This window comes from Streptomyces sp. ISL-100 (assembly GCF_018614615.1).
GTDB lineage: Bacteria > Actinomycetota > Actinomycetes > Streptomycetales > Streptomycetaceae > Streptomyces.
In genome coordinates, this window is sequence record NZ_JAGGOK010000010.1 from 120,572 (window position 1) to 141,971 (window position 21,400).

22 protein-coding genes and 2 pseudogenes are annotated in these 21,400 nt (G+C 69.0%); 6 read left to right on the forward strand and 18 right to left on the reverse strand.

What is annotated here, in order from left to right; translation table 11 throughout:
• Positions 1-12: 12 nt before the first annotated feature.
• The 6 genes and pseudogenes from J7E89_RS05990 to J7E89_RS06015 all read right to left on the reverse strand — a co-directional run bounded on the left by J7E89_RS05990 (position 13) and on the right by J7E89_RS06015 (position 4,841).
• The gene (locus J7E89_RS05990; RefSeq protein WP_214969182.1) at positions 13-684 is read right to left on the reverse strand and encodes a class F sortase; all 672 of its coding nucleotides are present in this window, start codon (positions 682-684) and stop codon (positions 13-15) included.
• Between the two features lies 1 nt (position 685).
• Complete coding sequence (locus J7E89_RS05995; protein WP_214969184.1) at positions 686-1,243, reverse strand: hypothetical protein; 558 nt, start codon at positions 1,241-1,243, stop codon at positions 686-688.
• Between the two features lie 104 nt (positions 1,244-1,347).
• The gene (locus J7E89_RS06000; protein WP_214969186.1) at positions 1,348-2,127 is read right to left on the reverse strand and encodes an HAD-IIA family hydrolase; all 780 of its coding nucleotides are present in this window, start codon (positions 2,125-2,127) and stop codon (positions 1,348-1,350) included.
• Between the two features lie 73 nt (positions 2,128-2,200).
• Positions 2,201-3,007 (reverse strand): annotated as a pseudogene (locus tag J7E89_RS06005) (nucleotide pyrophosphatase); the annotation flags it as partial.
• Between the two features lie 7 nt (positions 3,008-3,014).
• Positions 3,015-3,712: pseudogene (locus tag J7E89_RS06010) on the reverse strand (phosphonatase-like hydrolase); the annotation flags it as partial.
• A 7-nt stretch (positions 3,713-3,719) separates the two neighbouring features.
• Positions 3,720-4,841, reverse strand: a complete 1,122-nt coding sequence (locus J7E89_RS06015; RefSeq protein ID WP_214969188.1) for a TIGR03364 family FAD-dependent oxidoreductase — start codon at positions 4,839-4,841, stop codon at positions 3,720-3,722.
• A 157-nt stretch (positions 4,842-4,998) separates the two neighbouring features.
• Here J7E89_RS06015 and J7E89_RS06020 point away from each other — a divergent pair, with 157 nt between their 5' ends.
• A complete protein-coding gene (locus tag J7E89_RS06020) occupies positions 4,999-5,841 on the forward strand; it encodes an alpha/beta fold hydrolase (protein ID WP_214969190.1) in 843 nt (280 codons plus the stop codon).
• A gap of 66 nt (positions 5,842-5,907) precedes the next feature.
• Here J7E89_RS06020 and J7E89_RS06025 read toward each other — a convergent pair whose 3' ends face one another.
• From J7E89_RS06025 to J7E89_RS06040, 4 genes are all read right to left on the reverse strand, one after another.
• Positions 5,908-6,690, reverse strand: coding sequence for a GntR family transcriptional regulator (locus J7E89_RS06025; protein ID WP_214969192.1), 783 nt, complete (start codon positions 6,688-6,690; stop codon positions 5,908-5,910).
• 71 nt (positions 6,691-6,761) lie between these two features.
• A complete protein-coding gene (locus tag J7E89_RS06030) occupies positions 6,762-7,907 on the reverse strand; it encodes a low temperature requirement protein A (protein ID WP_214969194.1) in 1,146 nt (381 codons plus the stop codon).
• A gap of 77 nt (positions 7,908-7,984) precedes the next feature.
• Entirely contained in the window at positions 7,985-8,917 is a 933-nt protein-coding gene (locus J7E89_RS06035) for a hypothetical protein (RefSeq protein ID WP_214969195.1), read from the reverse strand.
• Positions 8,918-9,033: 116 nt separating this feature from the next.
• On the reverse strand, positions 9,034-10,254 hold the full coding sequence (locus J7E89_RS06040; protein ID WP_214969198.1) for an ROK family transcriptional regulator: 1,221 nt from the start codon (positions 10,252-10,254) through the stop codon (positions 9,034-9,036).
• Between the two features lie 56 nt (positions 10,255-10,310).
• Between J7E89_RS06040 and J7E89_RS06045 the strand changes: the two genes are divergently transcribed.
• Positions 10,311-11,420 carry a Gfo/Idh/MocA family oxidoreductase gene (locus J7E89_RS06045; protein WP_214969200.1) on the forward strand — a complete coding sequence of 370 codons (1,110 nt, stop codon included), beginning with the start codon at positions 10,311-10,313 and terminating at the stop codon, positions 11,418-11,420.
• Here the strand turns inward: J7E89_RS06045 and J7E89_RS06050 are convergent.
• The 5 genes from J7E89_RS06050 to J7E89_RS06070 form a co-directional block, all read right to left on the reverse strand.
• Positions 11,404-12,018, reverse strand: a complete 615-nt coding sequence (locus J7E89_RS06050) for a Uma2 family endonuclease (RefSeq protein ID WP_214969202.1) — start codon at positions 12,016-12,018, stop codon at positions 11,404-11,406. The two genes, J7E89_RS06045 and J7E89_RS06050, sit on opposite strands and share 17 nt — an antisense overlap.
• A gap of 97 nt (positions 12,019-12,115) precedes the next feature.
• Positions 12,116-12,979, reverse strand: a complete 864-nt coding sequence (locus J7E89_RS06055; RefSeq protein ID WP_214969205.1) for a fumarylacetoacetate hydrolase family protein — start codon at positions 12,977-12,979, stop codon at positions 12,116-12,118.
• A gap of 133 nt (positions 12,980-13,112) precedes the next feature.
• Positions 13,113-13,901: a YidC/Oxa1 family membrane protein insertase gene (locus tag J7E89_RS06060; protein ID WP_214969207.1), complete on the reverse strand. Its 789-nt coding sequence runs from the start codon at positions 13,899-13,901 to the stop codon at positions 13,113-13,115.
• Positions 13,902-14,031: 130 nt separating this feature from the next.
• Entirely contained in the window at positions 14,032-14,346 is a 315-nt protein-coding gene (locus J7E89_RS06065; protein WP_214969209.1) for a DUF6412 domain-containing protein, read from the reverse strand.
• A 137-nt stretch (positions 14,347-14,483) separates the two neighbouring features.
• Positions 14,484-15,314, reverse strand: a complete 831-nt coding sequence (locus J7E89_RS06070) for a class E sortase (RefSeq protein WP_214969484.1) — start codon at positions 15,312-15,314, stop codon at positions 14,484-14,486.
• Positions 15,315-15,428: 114 nt separating this feature from the next.
• On the opposite strand from J7E89_RS06070, the gene J7E89_RS06075 reads away from it, so the two are divergent.
• Positions 15,429-16,445: an SEC-C domain-containing protein gene (locus J7E89_RS06075; RefSeq protein WP_214969211.1), complete on the forward strand. Its 1,017-nt coding sequence runs from the start codon at positions 15,429-15,431 to the stop codon at positions 16,443-16,445.
• Between the two features lie 223 nt (positions 16,446-16,668).
• Here the strand turns inward: J7E89_RS06075 and J7E89_RS06080 are convergent, their stop codons facing one another.
• Together J7E89_RS06080 and J7E89_RS06085 are read right to left on the reverse strand one after the other, a co-directional pair.
• A complete protein-coding gene (locus tag J7E89_RS06080; protein WP_251060176.1) occupies positions 16,669-17,769 on the reverse strand; it encodes an MrcB family domain-containing protein in 1,101 nt (366 codons plus the stop codon).
• Between the two features lie 144 nt (positions 17,770-17,913).
• Positions 17,914-18,570: an ATP-binding protein gene (locus J7E89_RS06085; RefSeq protein WP_214969215.1), complete on the reverse strand. Its 657-nt coding sequence runs from the start codon at positions 18,568-18,570 to the stop codon at positions 17,914-17,916.
• 207 nt (positions 18,571-18,777) lie between these two features.
• Between J7E89_RS06085 and J7E89_RS06090 the strand changes: the two genes are divergently transcribed.
• Both J7E89_RS06090 and J7E89_RS06095 read left to right on the forward strand, forming a co-directional pair.
• A complete protein-coding gene (locus J7E89_RS06090; protein ID WP_214969217.1) occupies positions 18,778-19,623 on the forward strand; it encodes a helix-turn-helix transcriptional regulator in 846 nt (281 codons plus the stop codon).
• Positions 19,623-19,823 carry a DUF397 domain-containing protein gene (locus J7E89_RS06095; RefSeq protein WP_214969219.1) on the forward strand — a complete coding sequence of 67 codons (201 nt, stop codon included), beginning with the start codon at positions 19,623-19,625 and terminating at the stop codon, positions 19,821-19,823. Before J7E89_RS06090 ends, J7E89_RS06095 begins: the two co-directional genes overlap by 1 nt.
• Positions 19,824-19,825: 2 nt before the next feature.
• On the opposite strand, the gene J7E89_RS06100 is transcribed toward J7E89_RS06095, so the two are convergent.
• Positions 19,826-20,734 carry a LysR family transcriptional regulator gene (locus tag J7E89_RS06100; RefSeq protein ID WP_214969221.1) on the reverse strand — a complete coding sequence of 303 codons (909 nt, stop codon included), beginning with the start codon at positions 20,732-20,734 and terminating at the stop codon, positions 19,826-19,828.
• A gap of 79 nt (positions 20,735-20,813) precedes the next feature.
• Between J7E89_RS06100 and J7E89_RS06105 the strand changes: the two genes are divergently transcribed.
• Positions 20,814-21,386, forward strand: a complete 573-nt coding sequence (locus J7E89_RS06105) for a cupin domain-containing protein (protein ID WP_251060152.1) — start codon at positions 20,814-20,816, stop codon at positions 21,384-21,386.
• The last annotated feature ends 14 nt before the right edge of the window (positions 21,387-21,400 follow it).

Here is a 21,400-nt window from a genome sequence, read left to right on the forward strand (position 1 = left end):
AACACTGACCGGTCAGCCCTGGCCGGTACCCGTCAGGTAGGCCGATACCACCACATTCGCCGTGTAGGTGCGGGCCTTCTTGTCGTACGTGCCCCCGCAGGTGATCAGGCGCAGTTCCGCCCGGTCGCTCTCGCGGGGGCCGTACACCTTCTGCGGGTCGAAGCGTTCGCGGGTGAAGACCTGGACGTCGTCGATGGTGAATTCCAGGCGCTCGCCGCCGGCCCCCGTCACCCGGATCTTCTCGCCGGGGCGCGCGGCGCTCAGGTTGTAGAAGACGGCGGGCTTGCTCTCGGTGTCGACATGGCCGACGAGCAGGGCGGCTCCCGCGGCGCCCGGCACGGTCCCGCTGCCGTACCAGCCGACCTTCGACGGCTGGTGGTACGGCGGCGGATCGACGGCGCCCGACGTGTCGAGCCCACGGGGCACGACGGGGGCCGTGATGCCTATGGACGGCACGGCGAGGTGCTGCGGCGCCGTACCACCGACGGGCGGGTGCGCGGGAGGCAGCGGCACTCCCAGCGGGCGGCCGACAGCGGCCACGTCTCCGGTGGTCGGCGCCGAGCTGCCGCCGACGCCGTTGGTCATCTCCCGGCCCCACAGCCACAGCCCGAGCAGCAGCATGGCCCAGGCGACACCCGTCAGCAGCCGTCCGCCGCCGCCGGCGGGGCGGTCCTCGGCGGACATCTCAGTCCGAGTCCGTACGACGACGACGGCGTACGCTCCGGTAGGCCACTGCCACGGCCGCCACGCCCGCCAGCACGAGTCCGATCACGGTGTGCGGCGTCCCGGGCCCGCCCTCGTCGGTCGCGCCAACCTTCGCCGTGCCGCCGCCGCCCGCGTGCACGGGTGCGATGGGGGTCGCGTGGTGGGTGGGGTGGTGAGTGGGCTTGTGGTGGTGGACCACCGTGACGGTGCCACTGGCCTGGCCGCCGTCCTTGCACTTCACCCAGATCTGATAGTCCCCGGCCTCGGCGTCCGAGCGGATGCGGGCCTCGGCGAACAGGTCACCGCGGTCCGCGGCGGGGCTGAAGTGCGCCGGCGAGGAGAAGGCGTCGGACGTACCGGTGGCATGCCTGCTTCTGCACACGTCGACCCGCAGATCCACCTCCCCGCCGGCAGCGATGGTGGCCGGGGTGACGACGACCCGGCCCTCGGCGCCGTTGTCGGCGTGGGCGGCGGCCGCCGGGACGATGACCGCCGCGGCCGCCACTCCGGCACAGAGAGCGAGCTGCATTGAGCGCATAGTGAACCTCCTGGTACTACGAAGATTCACCGGTACGGCCGTATTTCGCATCTCCAGGGGCCTGTGACTGGGCCGTACGGACCCCTGGAGAGCATGCCGAACGGTCAGACGCGGTCGACGAGGTCCGCGATCGAATCGACGATCGTCGAAGGCCGGAACGGGTAGCGGTCGACGTCCGCCGGCCCCGTCAGACCGGTCAGGACCAGGAACGTCTCCATGCCCGCTTCCAGCCCCGCCAGGACGTCCGTGTCCATCCGGTCGCCGATCATCGCGCTGGTCTCGGAGTGCGCGCCGATCGCGTTGAGCCCGGTCCGCATCATCAGCGGGTTGGGCTTGCCCGCGAAGTACGGGTCCTTGCCCGTCGCCTTGGTGATGAGCGCGGCGACGGCGCCGGTGGCGGGCAGCGGGCCCTCCCGGCTCGGGCCGGTCTCGTCCGGGTTGGTGCAGATGAAGCGCGCACCGGCGTTGATGAGCCGGATCGCCTTGGTGAGTGCCTCGAAGGAGTATGTGCGCGTTTCGCCCAAAACCACATAGTCAGGCTCGTGGTCGGTCAGGACATAACCGATGTCGTGCAGCGCGGTGGTCAGTCCCGCCTCGCCGATGACGTACGCCGTGCCGCCCGGGCGCTGGTCGTCCAGGAAGCGGGCGGTGGCGAGCGCCGAGGTCCAGATGTTCTCGACCGGCACGTCCAGGCCCATGCGGAAGAGGCGCGCGTGGAGGTCACGGGCGGTGTAGATCGAGTTGTTCGTCAGCACCAGGAAGGGCCTGCCCGAATCGCGGAGGCGCTTGATGAAGGCATCGGCGCCGGGGATGGGCGTTCCCTCGTGGATGAGAACGCCGTCCATGTCGGTGAGCCATGATTCGATCGGCTTGCGCTCTGCCATGTGCCGGACTCCTGCCGTACGCAATAAACGCTGGGGGCGCCCGGACCACACCGTCCGGGCGCCCCCACCTTAATCAGCCTGCTGTGATCTTCACCCCGTCGATCACCCAGTACCAATTGTTGCTGCCGGTGTACCGGAAGCGGAAGCTGACGCTGGTGGCCCCGGACGGGATGTTCAGGGTGAGGGACTGGGGCTGCGAGACGACGTCGGCGGTGTACGACTTGACGGCGACCGGAGTCCCGCCGTTCCAGGAGGCGAGGATCTGGGCGCTCTGGCTGCCCTCCTGCCGGTAGAAGGTGGTGAAGTCGAGCTTCACGGTGGCCTTGCCCCCGACGGCGTACGCCGGGGTGACGAGCGTCGAGTCGTACGTACCGGAGAAGGTCTTGTCCGCCCACTCGTCGGAGTCGGCGACCGCGAAGACGCCGCGCGAGCGGACGTTGAGTTCGCGGGATTGGTCGCGCTGGGTCCTGGACCAGAACTCGTCGGTGGCGAAGGACCAGCCGCGCCACTCGGTCATGCCGCCGGTGCCCATGGCGTTGTTGATGACGGACCAGCCGCTGGGCGCGGTGTGCGTGAAGCCGAGGACGCCGGCCGGGATGCCGGTCTCGTCGACGCGGGTTGAGAGCGAGGAATGCAGGGCGTCGAAGGGGTCGGTGGAACGCTCCTGGATGGGCTTGCCGTCCAGGCCCCAGGCGGGGTCCGGCGTGATCCCGAGCTGCTTGAAGACGGTGGCTGCGACGTCGACGAGGCGGGTGTCGATGGGGCGTGCGCCGGCGGCGATTCCGGGGCCCTGGGCGAGGACGAACGTACGCCGCTCCTCGATGGCGCTTCCGCCGTGGCCGCCGGGGTCGGTGTGGCCGTGGTCGGTGGTGACGATGACCCCCCTCCCGAGCCAGCAGATCGGGGAGCTCCTCGACGGAGCCGAGGACGTGCGTCGCGCCGTGGGCGAGCAACTGCTCGCGGTCGTGCGCACCTGTCAGGACGCCCGCGACAACGCCCGCGCCGGAGCGGACGCCGCTGAGCATGTCGTACGACGTGTCGCCGGCGACCGCGATCTCCCGCACCCCGTCGGCGGCGCCCGTGCGCAGAGCGCGGCCAGCACCATGTCCGGGTACGGGCGGCCCCGGCCACCCGCGTCGGCCGGGCAGAGCGTCAGCTCGACGAGCCTCTGCCAGCCGAGCGCGTCGAGGATCGCGTCCTGCGTGACGCGGGCGAACCCGGTGGTCAGGACCACACGCCGGCCCTCGGAGCGCAGCTTCTCGATGGCCTCGCGGGCGCCGGCGACGGGTGCGATGTGCCCGGCGTCGACGAGGTTTCCGTACGCCTCTTCGAAAGCGGCGTTGGCCTGCTGGGCCTTGGCTTCGTCCCCGAAGAGGTGCCGGAAGACGGAGATCTTGGACTCGCCCATGGTGGCGCGTACGTAGTCGAGCTTCGTGGCGTGATCGTCCGATCCCGGCTCGACGCCGAGGCGTTCGGCGGCGGTGGAGAAGGCCTGCTCGACGAGTCCGCCGTCGGCGACGGTGGTGCCGGCCATGTCGAGGACCACGAGCTTGATCGAGTGCGTGTGCGTGTGCGTTTCATTCATCTTCGTTTCACCAGCCCAGTTCGTTCGCGGTGGTTTCGGCGATGGCCGGTGAGCACGTCATGCCGCGCCCGCCGGGCCCGGTCACCAGCCACACGCCGTCGCGCACCTGCTGGCGGTGTACGACGCGGCTCGTGTCGGTGCACTGCGCGTAAACACCCGCCCAGCGGTGCCGGATCTTGGGGAGCGGGCGGCCGAGGAAGGATTCGGCCACCCGGGCGACGTGTTCGTACGGCTCCTCGACGACGTCGAAGGCGAAGGGGTGCTCGTACTCGTGGGTGTCACCGATGGTCAGTCCGCCGTCGCGGCGCTGGACCATCAGCAGCTGCATCTTGTGAGCGGCGGCGGTCGGCTCCTGGGCCTGGGCGGCGTTGAGCGCGTCGAGGGCGTCGCTCGCGTAGGCGGGGTAGTAGCGGAAGCTGTCGGCGTCGGCGACGGAGGTGGTGAGGGCCTCGCCGAGGGGCTCGGTCTGCATCATCTGGAGGCGGACGCGGCGTACGGGCAGATCGGGGACGAGCTCCTTGACGAGCCCGCCGAGCCAGGCGCCCGTACACAGGACGACCGCGTCACCGGTGTGTACGTCGCCGTGGTCGTCCCGGACAGCGTTCTCACCTACGACCTCACGGACTTCGCGCCCGCCGATGAAGGTGTACCGGCCGGACCGCAACAGTGCCTGCTTGAGGGCAAGTTGGGCGGTGCGCGGCTCGACGGCGGCGTCCCGCTCGCACCACAGGGCGGCTTGGAACGCGCCGCGCAGGGCGGGGTTCGCGGCGCGGGCCTCGTCGGCCGTCAGCAGCTTGTAGCCGCGGGCGGCCGCATCGGGACGGTTCAGGGCGGCCTCGGCGACGGCCAGCTCCAGGTCGCCCCGTACGGGCGTCAGCGAGCCGATGGCCCGGAAGCCGAGCTCGGGGATGCGGGCCCCGATGCCTTCCCAGAGCTCGCGGGCGCGCAGGGCGGTTTCGAGCTCCTCACCGCCCGCGCGGCCGCTGACCCATATCTGGCCGAAGTTGCGGAGGCTGGCCCCGCGGGCTTCGGTCTCGCGCTCGATCTGGACGACCTCGTGGCCGCGTTCCACTGCGTGCCAGGCGTGCACGGTTCCCACGACGCCGGCTCCAACGACTATGACTCTCACGGCGGTCACGCTCCTGGCGGCGGGTGACCCGTATGGATCCGCCCGGCGACGGCACGGTGAACAGCCACCCAAGGACGGCCCAGACCCGTTACCTTTCTGTTATCTGACCTGGGAAAGTCATTTGCTCTGCCTGAACGACGCTGACATGGTCTCGGCCATGCCAACCTTCTCCGCGCCCGACGGAACCAAGCTCGCGTACCACGTGTTCGGAGACGGCCCTCCTGTGGTCTGCCTGCCCGGAGGGCCGATGCAGGCCTCCGCGTACCTGGGCGACCTCGGCGGCCTTTCCGCGCACCGGCAGTTGATCACGCTGGACCTTCGGGGCACCGGCGAGTCAGCGATCCCGGAGGACCCCGACTCGTACCGCTGCGACCGGCTTGTCGACGACGTGGAGGCCCTGCGCGAGCACCTCGGCCTCGACCGGATGGACCTGCTCGCGCATTCCGCCGGCGCGAATCTCGCCGCGCTGTACGTCGGCCGCCACCCGGAACGCGTCAGCAAGCTCGCGCTGATCACGCCGAGCACGAAGGCCGTCGGGATCGAGGTCACCGGAGACATCCGGCGTGAGACCGCGCAGCTCCGCCGGGACGAGCCGTGGTTCGCCGCGGCGTTCGCGGCCTTGGAAGCGATTGTGGCGGGCCGGGCGACGGACGACTGCTGGCAGGCCATCGCGCCGTTCTTCTACGGCCGCTGGGACGAGGTGGCTCAAGCCCATCAGGCTGCTGAGGACGGGCAGAAGAACAAGGAGGCCGCGAACGCCTTCGTCGCCGAAGGCGCTTTCGACCCGAGCGCCACCCGCGCGGCGCTCGCACTGTTCGAGCAGCCGGTGCTCCTGCTGGCCGGAGAGGTCGACCTGACAGGTCCGCCTCCCGCGATGGCCGAGTTCACGGGGCTGTTCCCGAACGCCGAGTTCGTCATTCAGCCGGGAGCCGGACACTTCCCGTGGCTGGACGATGCCGACTGGTTCGTGGCGACCACCGCGGCGTTCCTGGGACGGTAGCGAATCGGCGGCGGAGGCGAGCAACCGGACAGGCCGCCCACGGCCCAACGCCTCACCCGGGTTGCGCTAACCCCGGTTGCCGAGCCGCACCGTAAAGCTGAAGCGGTCTCCCCGGAAAAGCGTCCGCACCCGCTCCAGCGGCCGCCCCTCCACGTCCCGCGAGAGCCGGTGGATCAGCAGCATGGGAAGCGCCGGCGGAGTACCGATGAGGAGCGCCTCGCGAGGAGTCGCCAGGACCGTCTCGATGCGCTCGTCGGCGTCACCGAAGGACACGCCGACGCGATCATGAAGGTACGAGTAGAACGACGAATCAGGCTCGAAGTCCACGTCCAGGCGCGGGATGCGGGAGACGGCGACGTACGTACTCTCCAGCCCCACGCGCTCGTCGTCCGCGAGCAGCACCCGCTCCAGATGCCAGACCGGATCGCCGGCGTCCACCCCCACATCGGCGGCGAGGGCCGCCGGACAGGGGAAGCGGTCGAGCCCGATGAGGTTACGTCCGGGCCCGCGGTTCTGCCGGCGTACGCCCTCGGTATAGCTGGCCAGGGCAAGTGGCTGTTCGAGCTTGGGACCGGCGACAACGGTGCCGCGCCCCTGCCGCCGCAGGCGCCCTTCCAGCAGCAGCTCTCTCAGCGCCTGGCGCACCGTCTCGCGGGAGACTTCGTACCGTACGGCGAGATCCCGCTCGGTCGGCAGAAGCTCACCTTCGCCCAACTCGCTGATCATCGCGGCGATATGGGCTTTGACGGCGTAGTACTTGGGAACGCGGCCGTGCTCCGGGATGCCGGAGCGGATCGGCGCGCCGGGGTCCTGGTCGTGCGCGTACGGGTAGTCCTTCGGGTAGTCCACGGACTGGATGTTCGCAGACGATGTTGAACGCTTGCTGCGAGCGGCGGGGGACGAGCGCGGATCAGCGTAGGTCAGCGTGTTTCCCGGCTGCCTTGGGTGATGGAGAGGTAGACCCCAACGGCGACCGTGCAGGCGGCGACCAGTCCGGCCAGCGGTACGGCCCAGTGCCCGGCGAAGCTGGTGGGGAGTACGAGCAGCGCGCCGACGAGCAGGACCATTTGCTGCGCGGTGCCTCGTTTGAAGTGGCGAGCGTGCACGAGCCACACCGTGAGCATGAAGAGGGCTGTGGGAACGGTGACGGCGAGGGAGGCCGCGAGCGTGGAGATGTGGGCGTGGTGCGTCGCCTGTTCGACCGCCACCTCGATGCCGGCGCCGATCGCGGCGGCAGAGCCGAAGATCAGGTAGTGGCCGTACCCCCAGAAGAACGCCTGCCGGTTGGAGCGGAGGTATTCGTGAATGGGCACGGCGAAGTAGATCCAGAAGGCGGCGAAGACGATGACCAGCCCGCCGGCCGCGATCGGCAGCAGTTCGTCGAGCGCCGCTGATTCGTCCAGGGCCGACTGCACGGCCACGGTGGCGGCGGCAATGGTTTCGCCGAGCATGATGATGGTGAACAAGCCGTAGCGTTCGGCGATGTGGTGCGGATGCCAGCTGGTCCGGTGGCGGTTCTCGGCGAAGGCCGGCACGGCGAGCTCGGCGGCGGCGAGCAGCAGGAAGCCCCACGTCCAGGCGGCGTCGGGCAGCAACAGCAGCAGCACCCAGCCCAGCTGCACCAGCACAAGCCCGGCGGCATAGCGCAGCGCCGCTGCTCTCGCGGCTCCTGTTTCACCGTGCGCGGCCCGCAGCCACTGGAGGGTGAGCGCGACGCGCATGATCAGGTAGCCGACGATCGCGACCCCGTAATCGGCGTGGTCGAAGGCGCGCGGGACTCCGGCGGCCAGGACGAGGACGCCGGAGATCTGCACCAGCGTGGCGAGTCGGTACGGGATGTCGTCGCTGTCGTAGGCGGACGCGAACCAAGTGAAATTGACCCAGGCCCAATAGATCGCGAAGAAGACGAACAGGTAGCCCGTGATCCCGTTCCCTGGGTCGCCCTCGGCCACGGCGTGCACCAGCCGCGCGCCGGCCTGCGCCACGGCCACGACGAAGCAGAGGTCGAAGAACAGCTCCAGCGGGGTGGCCGCCCGGTGCGGCTCGTCGGGGCGGCGAGCCCTCATCCGCACCAGCGGAACGACGACTCGGCCGTGACCGGCGCCGGAGGGGGTGGGGGCGGGGCTGGGGTGCTGGTTGGGATTCACTGTCGCCGTCGCGTCGCTGCCGCCCGGAGGCGCCGGGATCCGACCATGAGCGCCCCGCCCGCGAGGAGGAGCGCGCCGGCGGTGGCCCCGAGTGTGAGCAGGCTGGCGGGGGTACGGCCGGTCATGGCCAGGCGGTCGGGGAGCTTGGCGATGGGCGGCGTACGGTCGTCATCGTCGCCGGGGTCGGGGGCGGGGTCGAGCTCGGCGTCGGGGCTGGAGCTGACGTCAGGATCGGCATCGCGTTCGGGATCGCGCTCGGCATCGCGCGACGGATCGGAATCGGGGTCGCGATCGTGGTCGGCGCTGCGGCCGGTGACGGCGAAGCGGTAGTCGTTGGACTCGCCGACCCACTCCCCGTCATCACCGTGCCGTTGTACGACGGCGGCGTTGGCGACGACGTCGCCGGGCCGGGCCCCTGCGGCGAAGGCGAGCCGTACCTTCACGGTGACGGTCTTGCCCGCGGCGACGGTGAATCCGGTGAACCCGTGGCCGAATACGCCGATGTACTCGTCCGCGTCGGTCTTCTCGAAGGGGACCGAGCGCCAGCGCTCAGCACCGTCGTCGTAGAACTCGAACCGAGCCCGGTCCTCGGCCTTGTCGGACGTGGGTTCACGGTCGCGGCCGTCGGTGACCATGACGATGACCGGGTGGATGTTGTGGCAGCTCTCGCCGGTCGCGTTGGTGAGTTCGAGGTACCAGTTCCTGAAGCCGCCGCCGGCCTCGTACGTGCCCGGGCCGCCGCGCAGGCGGGTGCGAATGGGGAAGTCCGCGGAGTCGGGATCACCGCACGAGGGCTCTTGGTCCGCGCCGGGGACGGGCGCCATGGCGAGGGCCGGCAGGGACGGCGACGCAGCGTCAGCGACCGTCGCCGGAGCCATCGTGACTGCCGCGACTCCGAGGGCGATGGCGGGGGCACTGCGCAGTCGCATGGGAAACCTTTGCAGATCGCGGAGCGGTCGGGGTCATCCGGTCATGCCCCCATGACCCTGCCAGGAGCACAGCCCCCAACCGCGCATGCCACGACCGCGAGCGGTCATACAGTCCGCTAAATCCCCCCAACGGCCGAGTCGGCACTGCCGGCACCACTACCAGCACCCGAACCCGCACCGGCACTGGCACCGGTGCCGGCACCGGTGCCGGCACCGGGAAACGCCACATCCGCATGCCCGAAGAGCGGCGCGAGGACCAGCTGCGCGGCCCCGTCGGCGACTCCGCGCCCATCGCCTCCTGCCGCGGCGACCGGCACGGCCGGGCCGCTGCCCTCACGCCGGGCGAGTTCGCTGAGCACCTCGCCCACGCCTCGTACAAAGACTTCTTCATGAGCGGCGATGACACGACCGCCGATCAGCACGCGGTCGATGTCGAGCAGGCCGACGAGGTTGGCGGCCCCGGCCCCGAGAACGCGTGCGGCCTCGGCGAGGTCGCCGCGGGCGACGGCGGCCAGGCACAACGCCTCAATGCAGCCGTGACCACCACAGCCGCAGACGGGCCCGTCCAGCTGCAGCGTCTGGTGCCCGAACTCACCCGCTCCGGTGCGCGCCCCGCGATAGAGCGCCCCGCCGAGCACAAGTCCGGAACCGAGCCCCGTACCGAGATGGAGGTACGCGAACGATCCCCCGGCGGGGCGGGCACGAAGAGCCAGCCCGAGGGCGGCTGCGTTCGTATCCTTGTCCACGACCACCGGCAGCCCGAGCCGCTCGCTCAGCACCTCCCGCAACGCGAACCCGTCCCACTGCGGAAACCCGGTGACGCGATGCAACACCCCCCGACCGTGATCAAGCGGCCCGGGCGCGGCAACCCCGACCCCGAGCAGCGCCTGCCGACGCAGGGGCCGGGACGGAAGGTCGTCAGAGCCCAGTGCGGTGATCTCGCGGGACGCCGCTTCCAGCACCACCTCCGCCCCCGCCCCGAAGTCCAGCGGCGACCTCCGCGCGGCGACCGTCGTGCCCGCGAGGTCCACCAGGACCGCCGTCAGCTCGTCGCGGTCCAGGTGCAGCCCCACCGCGTACCCGGCGTCCGGCACCAGCCGCAGCACCGTCCGCGGCTTGCCGCCCGTCGACGCGCGCCGGCCGGCCTCCGCCACCAGCCCCTCCGCCCGCAGCCGTGCGGTGATCTTGCTGACGGCCTGCGGCGTGAGGCCGGTGCGCTCGGCGAGCTCGAGGCGGCTGATGCCGGCCTCGCCCGCCGTACGCAGCAGGTCGAGCACCAGCGCCGCGTTGTGGCTGCGCAGCGCCGGCAGGTTCGCGCACGTATTGCTCTTGTTCACGGACCCATTGTCCACTGCGCTTGCACTTTGGCAACAGCGTTGCTTAAGTAGGAGCCATGACTGGCACCGGCACCGGCACTGACACTCGCGCCAACCCGCACGCCCCGCTGCGCGTAGGACTCGTGGGCTACGGCCTCGCGGGCTCCGTCTTCCACGCCCCGCTCATCGCCGCGACCGAGGGCCTCGTCCTCGATACCGTCGTCACCTCGAATCCGGAGCGGCAGGAGCAGGCCCGCGCCCAGTTCCCCGGCGTCGGAATCGCGGCCTCGCCCGACGAGCTGTGGGCGCGAGCGGACGAGCTGGACCTGATCGTGATCGCGTCTCCCAACAAGACCCACGTCCCGATCGCCACCGCCGCCATCAAGGCGGGCCTGCCGGTCGTCGTGGACAAGCCGGTCGCCGGCACCGCCGCCGAGGCGCGTGAACTGGCCGCGCTCGCGGAGGACCGCGGCGTTCTCCTCTCCGTCTTCCAGAACCGCCGCTGGGACAACGACTTCCTGACTCTCCAGCAGCTGATCGCCTCCGGCGAGCTCGGCGACGTACAGCGCTTCGAGTCACGCTTCGAGCGGTGGCGCCCGCAGCTCAAGGGCGGCTGGCGGGAGTCGGGCGACCCGGCGGAGATCGGCGGGCTGCTGTACGACCTGGGCAGTCATGTCGTCGACCAGGCGCTGGTGCTGTTCGGCCCGGCGGTCCGGGTGTACGCCGAGTCCGATGTACGCCGCCCCGGCGCCGAGGCGGACGACGACACGTTCATCGCGATCACGCATGCGAACGGCGTGCGCTCGCACCTCTACGTGAGCGCCACCACCGCCCAGCTCGGCCCGCGCTTTCGGGTGCTCGGTTCGCGCGCGGGCTATGTGAAGTACGGCCTGGACCCACAGGAGACGGCGCTGCGCGAGGGCGAGCGGCCCGCGGCGGACGGGAACTGGGGCGAGGAGCCGGAGGCGGCCTGGGGGCGCATCGGCGCGGGCGAGTCCCCGGCGACGGGCGGCGGCAGCCCGGTCCCGACGCTGCCGGGCGACTACCCGGCGTACTACGCGGCCGTAGCCACCGCCGTACGGGCGGGCACCGCTCCCCCGGTCACCGCGGCGCAGGCGGCAGCGGCACTCGACGTACTGGAGGCGGCGCGCCGCTCGGCCCGCGAGGGCGTCACGGTGCGGCTGTAGCGCCGCCCTTCTTCTGCTCGCGCGGGAACTCGTCCGTCCCGAGGGTGATGCCGACCAGCGTGCCGGTGAGGTCGATCTCGTCGCCGAAGTCGAAAGTCAGAGCCGTGCGGTACTTCCCGTCCCGCGGCCGCGTGTGGAGGTGGCACTCGCCGGTGTACGGATCGGCGATTACGTATACGGGTACGCCGGCGACGGCATAGGCATCCAGCTTGGGGCCGTAGTCGTTGCCTGCCGTGTCCTTGGAGATCACCTCGGCGACGAACTCGACGTCCTGGTAGCGCCAGCGGCCGTTGCCATCCTTGACCGAGTCTTCCTTGAAGGCGGCTACGTCGGAGGCGAAGCCGTTGAGGCGCCCGGGGAAGTCGATCCGGACATCGGAGGCGATGCGCTTGCGCGGGTAGCGGGCCCTCAGCTGCTCCACGATGTCCAGGATGATCTCCCAGTGTGTCTGGCGCTGCGGCGACATGTAGATGGCCCCCTGGACGATCTCGGCCTTGATTCCCTCGGGGACGGGCATCCGCTCCAGCAGCTCGAACATCATGTCGAGCGTGAGTTCGCTCTGGTCGGCCATCACGATCCTGTCTTCCAGAACAGTCACTGTGCCGCTCCTCCCCGCTGCCGCAGAGGCGCGCGCAGCCGCGTAGTGCAACGATAAGCCCGGCCTCCAGGTCACGCCGGGACACCGGGCACCGTGCCTACGCGTCCTTCAGCTCCTGCCGCTGCCGCCCCAGCCCCTCAACCTCAAGCTCGACAACATCCCCCGACCGGAGATACGGCTTGGGCTCCGCCTGCCCCATAGCCACACCCGCCGGCGTACCCGTGTTGATGACGTCACCCGGATACAGCGTCATGAACTGGCTGACATACCGCACCACTTCTCCCACCGAGAAGATCTGCTCAGCAGTGGTGCCGTCCTGCTTCAGCTCGCCGTTCACCCACAGCTTCAAACCCAGCGCCTGCGGATCCGGTACCTCGTCCGCCGTCACCAGCCACGGGCCCAGCGGGTTGAACGTCTCGCAGTTCTTGCCCTTGTCCCAGGTGCCGCCGCGCTCGATCTGGAACTCGCGCTCGGAGACGTCGTGCGCGACCGCGTACCCCGCGACATGCGCGAGCCCGTCCTCGGCAGAGTCCAGGTAGCGGGCGGTACGGCCAATGACCACAGCCAGCTCGACTTCCCAGTCGGTCTTCGTGCTGCCGCGCGGTACGAGAACCGTGTCGTCGGGACCGACGACCGTGTCAGGGGCCTTGAAGAAGATGATCGGCTCGGCGGGTATCGCCGCCCCCGTCTCGGCCGCGTGATCGTGATAATTCAGTCCAATACACACGATCTTGCCGATACGCCCGAGCGGCGGCCCGACCCGAAGCGTCCCGGCCGCGTCGTCGATCACCGGCAGCTCACCACCCGCCGCCTCCGCGCGAACCCGGCCGAGCGCCGCCTCGTCGGCGAGCAGGTCACCGTCGATGTCCGTGACGAGGCCCGACAGATCCCGGAGCGTCCCGTCCTGGTCGAGCAGTGCCGGACGTTCGGCACCCGCCGTTCCCACACGCAGCAGCTTCATGGTCAGTCTCCTCTGGTCGAGAGTCACGTTCGGCCCCGGCCGATGGGTGCGGCCATCGGAGGATTGGCTGATCCTCCAAGGTCCGGTTCCAGTCCGCAAGACCCCGTTCACAGACTGGACCTCCCCCATAGCCTTAAGGGCATGGGGGGACCCCCTTCGCAGCAGTAGCTACCGCCCTCTCACCAGCCGGAATGTCCCGGTACAGCCACGCCCGCTCAACCGCGCTCCACGTAGTGCTGGTGACGACGTACAACGCGGCAGCCAACGGCACCACGGCCACCGTGACGATCGTCGCGAAGGACATCAGCGGCATCACCTTGGCCATCGCTCCCATAGCCCCGGCGCCCGGCAGCTGCACCCCGTCCGGCCCCGCGACCGGCATCCCGGGCGCGGCCGCCATCTGCTGCTTCGTACGCCGGTAACTGAACGTGGCCACCGCCGCGACGACCGCGAACAGCGCGACGTACAGCAGCCCCTGCGCCCCGAAGACCCCGCCGTCCGCCAGCGCGTCGGTCCAGCGGTCGCCGAGCGGGCTCGCGAAGAGGGTGTGTGTAAGGAGTTCGTTGGGTCCGCCCCCGATCTGCTGGTTCGAGAAGAGGTGGTACATCAGGAAGAACGCCGGCAGCTGAAACAGGCTGGGCAGGCAGCCCGACAGCGGTGAGACCTTCTCCTTCGCATGCAGCTCCAAGATTGCCTTCTGCAGGCGCTCAGGGTTCTTGCCGTGCTTCTTGCGCAGCTCGGCGATCTGCGGCGCGAGCTTGGTGCGGGCCTTCTGGCCGCGGGCCGTCGCCCGCGACAGGGGATGGATGGCGAGTCGTACACACGCCGTGAACAGGACGATCGCGGCGGCTGCGGCGGAGGCGTGGAAGAACGGTTCGAGCAGATCCGCGAGGCGTGCGACCAGGCTGGCGAAAACGGACATGGTGAGCCCTCCGAGGGGTCTCGTCGTGCCGGAAGAGAGAAAGATCGGCATTGACGACCCACGAGGGGCGATGCGTACGCGAGAACGCGAACTACTCGACGTCCTGCTTCAAAAGCGGCGGTGCGCGCCCCTACGCCGTGGTCGTCAGAAGACGACGACCCGGCGCCCGGGGCCTGGTCCGCCCGCGCGCATCGGGATCACGCTGGGGCAGGAACGCGGTGCGTATCTCCCGGTCCCGTATCGCCGTACGCACCCGTGTGCGCGGCACGGCGGGAACGGAGCGCGCCGCGACGAGCGCGCAGGCCGCGAGGGCGGAACCGGCCGCGGCGGTGGCGGCGAGTGCGACGGCGGCGGAAAAGCTGCCGTTCTCAATAAGCAGGATTTCGGTCAGCAGGAAGAGGACAAGACCGACCGTGCGCAACAACCGCGCCGAACAACGAATCATGATCCCCTCCTTCCCAACGACCGACTCTCAGCCGAAGACGAAGCCGATGCTACTGCCCGGCACTGACAACGCCCCCTGCCGGTACCTCTTCCTTCACACCCCACTGACGCACAACGCGGCCACTAAGTTCCAAGGAGCTAGCGCGGCCGCATCGACGCCAACTTTCCCCACACCACCAGCCGGTACTTGGAGGTGTACTCGGGCGTACAGGTCGTGAGCGTCAGGTAGTAGCCGGGAGCGGTGTACCCGACATCCGTGCGCACATTGCTCCGAGGCACCTTCGCGATCACCCCGCTGTCGCGCGCCGAAGTCTGGGCGAGCCCTTTATCCACGACGTACGTGAAGACAGCGTCCCGCGTCTCCACTCGCACCTCGTCCCCGGCACGCAGCCGGTTGATGTAGCGGAACGGCTCCCCGTGCGTATTGCGATGCCCCGCCAGCGCGAAGTTCCCGGCGCCGCCAGGCTGCGCGGTCTGCGGATAATGCCCGACGTACCCCTTGTCGAGTACGCCGCCCTTGCTGACGCCCTGCGCGACGGGCGCGGTCACGCCGAGGCGCGGGATGCGGAGGATGGCGTACGCCTGATCCCAGCGGGGAGGCGACGGCGTACGGTCGCCGGCGCCCGCCCGGGACGTATCGCCGCCACCCCCACGAATCCCACCACCCTCAGCCACCTCACCATCACCTGCGGCCACGCCATCAGGCACCTTCTCCGCCGCCGCATCCGGGAGAGCAGCCTCTCCCCCACTCCCCTCCCACTGCCTCTCCAGCGCCTGGACCTTCCGCTCGGCGCCGTCCCGGGCCTGTCGGTTGGTCCACCACAGCTGATGTACGACGAGGAGCAGCACGACGACTCCGAACGTCACGGCGGCCTCCGCACCCACCCACAGCCCGCGCGCGGCCGCCGCACGCCCCCGGGAGGCGCCCTGCACCACCACCGGAATCCGCCTCTGCTCCCGCTCCCACACGGCGGGCACGATAGGCCTTCCCCCGACAACTCTCCAGAGCCGCGCCCGTCACGTCCGCGCCCCGCCGCCCCGGGCTCTCTCACCCGCACCCCGTACAGCAGTACGGTGTGGTGCATGCGCCCCGACACGCCTGCCGATCACGCCGATCACACCGCCGAAGCCGAGCGCCTGCTGCGTACCGCGGCGCAGTATCCCGAGGACCAGGAGCCGCTGTACCTCCAGGCCGCGGCCCACCTGGAGCTGTCCGGCGACCGCGCCCGCGCGGCGACGCTGTACGACCACCTCCTGGCGAAGGCCCCGGACAATCCACCCCTGGTGAAGGCCCTCAAGGCGGCCAACCTGTGGGAGTACGGCCACGAGGCGGAGGCCCGCGCGATCATCGACGGCATCCGCGCCGCGTCGCCGCGCGAGGCGGCCCCGTGGGAGATCATCGCGGAGGCCCTGGAATCCCACGACGAACTCCACGCCGCCCACGACACGTTCACCGCCGCACTGACGCTCCTCACGGACCCATCGGAGGAGATCCCGTACGGAGCCCGCTCCCTCGTGACCGGCCGCCACCGCGTACGCCGCCTGCTGGGCCTGCCGCACGACGACTGGGACATGGTGGCGGACACCATGCACGCCGGCCCCATCCCCCTGGACGAGCTGCACGACCCGAAGCGGCTGTGGGCGCTGGGCTCGGACAACCCGGCGGAGCTCCAGGCCGAGATCGCCCGCCTGCGCGCCGAGCTGGGCACGTACCGCACGGCGCTCTCCCGCCCGTTCCCAGTGGCGATGCTGCACTGGCCGGAGGACGAACTGCGCGAACTCCTGACGGCGTACCCCGCTCTGACGACGGAGTACCCCACCCACGCGGCTCACCTCACCGCAATCGAGTCGTCCCTGCGCGACCTGTCCTCGACGGGCACCCAGAACCTAGGCACCGTAAGAGGCACAGTCCCCTCCTACGAGGCATTCGCAGCCTCAGAATCAGCGTCCCCAGCAGACGCCTCCCTCCTCCCCCAGTACGCCACCACCCTGGCAGCCCGGGGCCGAGCAACCCCCTGGCCCCCGCCGCGCAACGCCCCGTGCTGGTGCGGCTCGGGCAACCCCTACCGCGACTGCCACGGCACCCCCGACGTCCCATGACCTTCGCCGGGTTACTGACCACGCGGTCTTCGCGCTGCTGTCACTGCTACTCGGCATCACCACGACCCGTCGGAGCCATCGCGCGCGGTGGTAGAACGCACGAGCAAGTCGTACACGGCCAGGTCAATGCTGGTCTGGGGCATCTCGCTATGCGTATTCGCGGCAGTACTGCTGAGCCTGGCGGCGATCTGACGAAGGCAGGAGCAGCGCCTGATTCAAAGTCCTAATCAGTCATGTTCCAGGTGGCAGCCATACGTGACCCTGACCATCCACCACCTGACTTCCATATCGACGCGATGCCCTGATCCTCCAGGTACGTGGAGTACACTCCGATATCCTCGGTGAAGAGGCCTATGAGGTACGGCGCCGGTTGATCGCGCTTCTGGTAGAGGAAGTAGCTGTACTCCTTCAGCTGACCAACGGCTTCACGCACAGCCGTCGTGGGATTACCGGTCTTCACCACCTTGGCCTCCACGAGCCACTCCGGGCCCTCCTCTCGCGCCTCACCTCCTCGATGCAAAATAAGGTCCTTGGGGTGAACCCGATCCGTGATCGGGACATACCCTCGCGACGCCGCATGTGGCCCAAAATCAGCGATGAGGCGCTCGTGGTCCCGCCTCTTCACCTGCTGCTTCGCAGCGATGTTCGCGATGTAGTCTCTGCTGCTCTTCGGGTGGAACCCATCGAGTGTCCCTGCATCAGCATGCTTTCCAGGCTCGAATTCGACAGCCGGCAGGTCGGTACGCGCCTCATGCCACCACAGCTTTTCGGCTGCTGCTGCCCGTTGCAGGAGACTCGCCGCGTGGCTCAGGTCGTCCCGTAGATCGCTCTCCCCTGGTAGGCCAGCGATCGGGTAACGACGACCCACCACGTTGGCCGCCTCATAGGCCTTAGGGCGGTCCCCTGTGCCGAAGGACGGGCGTTCAGTCCACCCTTGAATCAGACGCAGTGGAAGCGAGTCCAGCAGTTCCGCCGCACGGTTCTCAAGGTGCGCGAGGAAGTCTCTTCTCCGCGGGAACCGGTCTTCGAGCTTCGTGACTCCTTGTTGCAGAGTTAGCGTCACAGCGGACAGGTCTGCGCTGAAGATGTACGCAAGATAGAGGCCCTCCTTGGGGTCCGTATTGACATCCGGGTCGAACACGCCGATCCACGGACAGGTGCTGGCAGTGCCCTGCCCGCCATACCCCTTCGCGAAGTACCGATCAGGCAAGAACAGATCCGTGCGACCCTCCACACCACGGAGAACACGCTGTCCCGCTACGCCCGCCCCCGTACCCCGCTTCTGGTCGTACTTTCCGGCCACTTCAATGAGCAACTCTCGCATCGTCACGTCACGACGCTAGATCACAGGTGAACGCTCACCGACCCGAATACACCAAAACAAGTCACTTGTTGGCCTGTAACAGATCAGCAGGCGTTGGAGATCTTTGCGCGAACCGGACGCTACGACAGCACGTCGATAGCGTTCTTACGCCCTGCTTGTGCCCTCCGCTTCGAAGTGCATCTGGGCGCGGTCGAGGGCCTCGTCCGGGTCGCGGCCGTGGGCGTGTAGCCAGTGGAGGAGGTCGGCGATCAGGTCGATCGTCGCCTCCTCCGCCACAGCCAGTCCCAGCGGTCCCGTCGGGTCGACAGTGGGGTGTGTAGCCCCGCGGTAGAGCGCCAGGAACGTCTCTGCCCTTGTCACACGGCCGCCACCTGTGTGTCCTGTTGGCGTAATGAGGTCCGTGGGAAGTTCGCACCACGTGACCTTGGAGTCGGCTCGCAGGACGACGCCCCAGCGGTCCGTGATCGCGTCGATGATCGCCATACCTCTACCCGACTCGTCGCGGTCCGTGGCAGCGAGCAAGGTAGGCAGTGCGCGCGCGTCCGGGTCATGGACTTCGATGCGCAGTCGCGTGCCGGCCATGGAGACGACGAGGGTCGTTGGCGTCCCCGGGCCGATGTGCGTCAGGACGTTGGTGACCAGTTCGGTCACGCAGAGCTGCGCTGCGTCAGTCAGTTCGGACAGCCCCCAGAGTCTGAGGTGCAGGGCCATCACTCGTCGCAGCCCGGCAACTTCTTCGGCTTCTGCCAGGAAGGGCAGCTCCCATGCCTTCCTGGGAACCTCACACTGACTCTTATCCATGCCGACAGTCCTCACTTTCACGAGTGCGGCGAGTGCGTGGCGCAGTGAGCCACACACACAGCGTGACAGTGAAACTCTCAATATGGAACTCTCATTTGGGAATTGGGGGAGCATGCCTGCTCTGTGCGCGCCCCGGGCGTGCGCTGTCTTGCCTGTACGGCTCCGCGCCGTGCACGCTCAAGGCGATCGACATGAAGGGCCACGACCATGCCAGTTGGACCAACTACCCGCAGGCGCCAACTCGGGGCGGACTTGCGTCGACTGCGGGAGCGCAAAGGGCTCTCACTGGAGGAAGCCGGAGCGCTCGTCGGCATCTCAAAGGCCACGCTGAGCCGTTACGAGACCAAGGGCGGAACAGTCAAGTGGCCCGCCGTACATGCTCTTTGTCGCGAGTACGACGCATCGGAAGAGGAACGCCAGGCTCTCGTCGAGTTGGCCAAAGAAGCCAAGATCCGCGGGTGGTGGCGGTCACTTGCCGATCCGATCCCTGAGTCCATGAACCTCATGCTGACCCTCGAAGACGAGGTCATCCGCGAGGACCACTACTCCTGTATGTACGTCCCGGGCCTGCTCCAGACGCGCGCGTACGCCGAGGCCGTGCATCGCGCTTCCGAGATGCGCTGCACCGAGCAAGAGATCGCGCACATGGTCGACATCCGCATGAAGCGGCAGGACCTGCTGGATCGGGAGGACCCGCCACACATCTGGGCGGTGGTCGATGAGGCGGTCATCCGCCGCATGGTCGGCGGCCGCGAAGTCATGCGGGAACAGCTCCAGCACATTCGGGACCTGGCCAAGCGTCCTCACATCACGATCCAGATACTGCCGTTCGCCGGCGGAGCACACGCCGCAGCCGTCGGAAGCTTCGTGATTCTTGGAGGGCCGGCGCCTGAACTGGACGTCGTGTACGTCGACATCATCGGTGGCGGCCTATTCATGGAGAAGCCCGAGGAACTCGAACGCTATAAGTTGGCGTTCCAGTACTTGCAAGCCCAGGCGTTGGATCTCAACGCCTCAACTGCACTCCTGAACCAGGCTTCCGAGGAGCTTTGATGGATCACGAAGGCATCCGCTGGATCAAGTCCTCGTACAGCGGCGGCAGCGGGACTGAGTGCGTCGAGGTGGCGGCCCTCGTCGGGCGTACCGCCGTGCGCGACTCGAAAGTGGCCGATGGCGCGCGTATTGCCGTGGCGAACGGGGCGTGGGCGGGGTTCGTTCGGGCTGTGCGGCGTGGGGAGTTCGGCGCCGGTTAGCGTCATGCGGCTGCGTTGGGGGTGGCGGGCTCGCCCGGTGGGGTTGAGGCCAGGGCCTGGAGCAGGTGGCGCAGCTGAGGGCTTGGGGGTCCCGGAGGCGCGGCCAGGGACGTGGTGACAGTCAGGTCGGTCAGGGGGCGTACTGCTACGTGGGGGAGCCGCGGTAGGGCGGTTACCTCGTAGAAGGGGGTCCAGGAGGGGCATTCCGCTGTGCCGATTGCGGTGAGGGTCTCCTGGAGGGTCGTGAACGCGGGGCCGAGGCGTGGTTCTGCGCCGGCTTTGCGCAGGGCGGTAGTGATCAGGTCGTGGAAGGGTGCGTTGTTCTGGCGCGGGGCGAGTCTCAGTGGCAGGTCTGCCAGTTGCTCCAGGCTCAGGGCCGGCTCGGACGCAAGTGGGTGATCGCTGGGTACGGCCGCGTACAGGGGGTCGCGCCACATGGGCAGGAGTTCCAGGTCCGGGGCTGTTCGCAGGGCTCGTACCAGCGCCGCGTCGAGCTCGCCGGAACGTATCGCGGTGAGACGGTCGGGGAGCGGCAGACGGCGCGGGCGGACTTGGACGTGTGGGGCTACGGCCGCGAGGTTGTTCAGGAGGCGGTAGATCCGGTCGCCCGGGCCGTGGATCGTTCCCAGGCGTAGGACTCCTGTGGCGCCGGATGCTATTTCGGCGGCCACCTGGTGTGTGCGGTGCGCGGCCGCGAGGACCGCGTGTGCCTCCGGCAGCAGTCGTTCGCCGGCGGCTGACAGGCGCACCTGGCGCGTTGAGCGTATGAAGAGGGTTACGCCCAGCTCACGCTCCAGGCGGCTGATCTGCTGGCTCACCGCCGACTGGACGATGCTCAGGCGCTCGGCGGCGCGGCCGAAGCCGCCCTCCTCGGCTACTGCCACGAAGTACCGCAGTTGGCGCAGTTCCATACGCTCCCCCGATTCATCACGATCCGCGATTTCTGCAGGCGACAACCGCTTCTGGTTCGCGGCTTCTTCCCGGGATGGGATGGACGTCGACCGAAGGAAGTCGATGAAAGAAGTCGATGAAGGGGCCGGGATGACTCATCGGGCAATGGATGGTGTGGGCGGCGTGGGTGGTGCTGGCGGTGCGCTCGTCGTGGGGGCCGAGGAGGCCGAGCGTGTTCCGCTGCCGCATGGTGGTGGGTTTCGGTTGCTCGCCGATGGGGGGCAGACCGGTGGCGCGCTCGGGGCCAACCGGCTGACCCTCGGGGAGGGCGCCGATGGTGCGCGGCCGCACTGTCACTCGCTGTCGTCAGAGTTGTTTTACGTACTCGACGGCACCGTGGAGTTTTTGCTTGATGGTGAGGTGGCGACCGTGGGGCACGGTGGCGTTGTTGTAGTGCCGCCTCGGATGCCGCATGCCTTCGGTGCCGCTCCTGGCTCGGATGCTGATCTGCTCGCCGTCCTGACGCCGGGCGTCGACCGCTTCGAATACTTCCGGGCCCTGGGGCGTATTCAGCATGGGGTCGAGGCTTTTGAGAGCCTGCTTGCCGAGCAGGAACGGTACGACGTGCATTTTGTCGATGCCTCGGAGTGGCTGGCCCTGCGGAACAGCTGAGAGGTGGGACCGCT

What these genes read in the sequence shown, in the direction of transcription:
- J7E89_RS06055 (WP_214969205.1), bottom strand. Translation starts at nt 12,979, where the DNA reads ATGAAGCTGCTGCGTGTGGGAACGGCGGGTGCCGAACGTCCGGCACTG.
- J7E89_RS06045 (WP_214969200.1), top strand. Translation starts at nt 10,311, where the DNA reads ATGACTGGCACCGGCACCGGCACTGACACTCGCGCCAACCCGCACGCC.
- J7E89_RS06095 (WP_214969219.1), top strand. Translation starts at nt 19,623, where the DNA reads ATGGATCACGAAGGCATCCGCTGGATCAAGTCCTCGTACAGCGGCGGC.
- J7E89_RS06060 (WP_214969207.1), bottom strand. Translation starts at nt 13,901, where the DNA reads ATGTCCGTTTTCGCCAGCCTGGTCGCACGCCTCGCGGATCTGCTCGAA.
- J7E89_RS06100 (WP_214969221.1), bottom strand. Translation starts at nt 20,734, where the DNA reads ATGGAACTGCGCCAACTGCGGTACTTCGTGGCAGTAGCCGAGGAGGGC.
- J7E89_RS06090 (WP_214969217.1), top strand. Translation starts at nt 18,778, where the DNA reads ATGCCAGTTGGACCAACTACCCGCAGGCGCCAACTCGGGGCGGACTTG.
- J7E89_RS06020 (WP_214969190.1), top strand. Translation starts at nt 4,999, where the DNA reads ATGCCAACCTTCTCCGCGCCCGACGGAACCAAGCTCGCGTACCACGTG.
- J7E89_RS05995 (WP_214969184.1), bottom strand. Translation starts at nt 1,243, where the DNA reads ATGCGCTCAATGCAGCTCGCTCTCTGTGCCGGAGTGGCGGCCGCGGCG.
- J7E89_RS06075 (WP_214969211.1), top strand. Translation starts at nt 15,429, where the DNA reads ATGCGCCCCGACACGCCTGCCGATCACGCCGATCACACCGCCGAAGCC.
- J7E89_RS06030 (WP_214969194.1), bottom strand. Translation starts at nt 7,907, where the DNA reads ATGAGGGCTCGCCGCCCCGACGAGCCGCACCGGGCGGCCACCCCGCTG.
- J7E89_RS06035 (WP_214969195.1), bottom strand. Translation starts at nt 8,917, where the DNA reads ATGCGACTGCGCAGTGCCCCCGCCATCGCCCTCGGAGTCGCGGCAGTC.
- J7E89_RS06000 (WP_214969186.1), bottom strand. Translation starts at nt 2,127, where the DNA reads ATGGCAGAGCGCAAGCCGATCGAATCATGGCTCACCGACATGGACGGC.
- J7E89_RS06080 (WP_251060176.1), bottom strand. Translation starts at nt 17,769, where the DNA reads ATGCGAGAGTTGCTCATTGAAGTGGCCGGAAAGTACGACCAGAAGCGG.
- J7E89_RS06105 (WP_251060152.1), top strand. Translation starts at nt 20,814, where the DNA reads ATGGACGTCGACCGAAGGAAGTCGATGAAAGAAGTCGATGAAGGGGCC.
- J7E89_RS05990 (WP_214969182.1), bottom strand. Translation starts at nt 684, where the DNA reads ATGTCCGCCGAGGACCGCCCCGCCGGCGGCGGCGGACGGCTGCTGACG.
- J7E89_RS06085 (WP_214969215.1), bottom strand. Translation starts at nt 18,570, where the DNA reads ATGGATAAGAGTCAGTGTGAGGTTCCCAGGAAGGCATGGGAGCTGCCC.
- J7E89_RS06065 (WP_214969209.1), bottom strand. Translation starts at nt 14,346, where the DNA reads ATGATTCGTTGTTCGGCGCGGTTGTTGCGCACGGTCGGTCTTGTCCTC.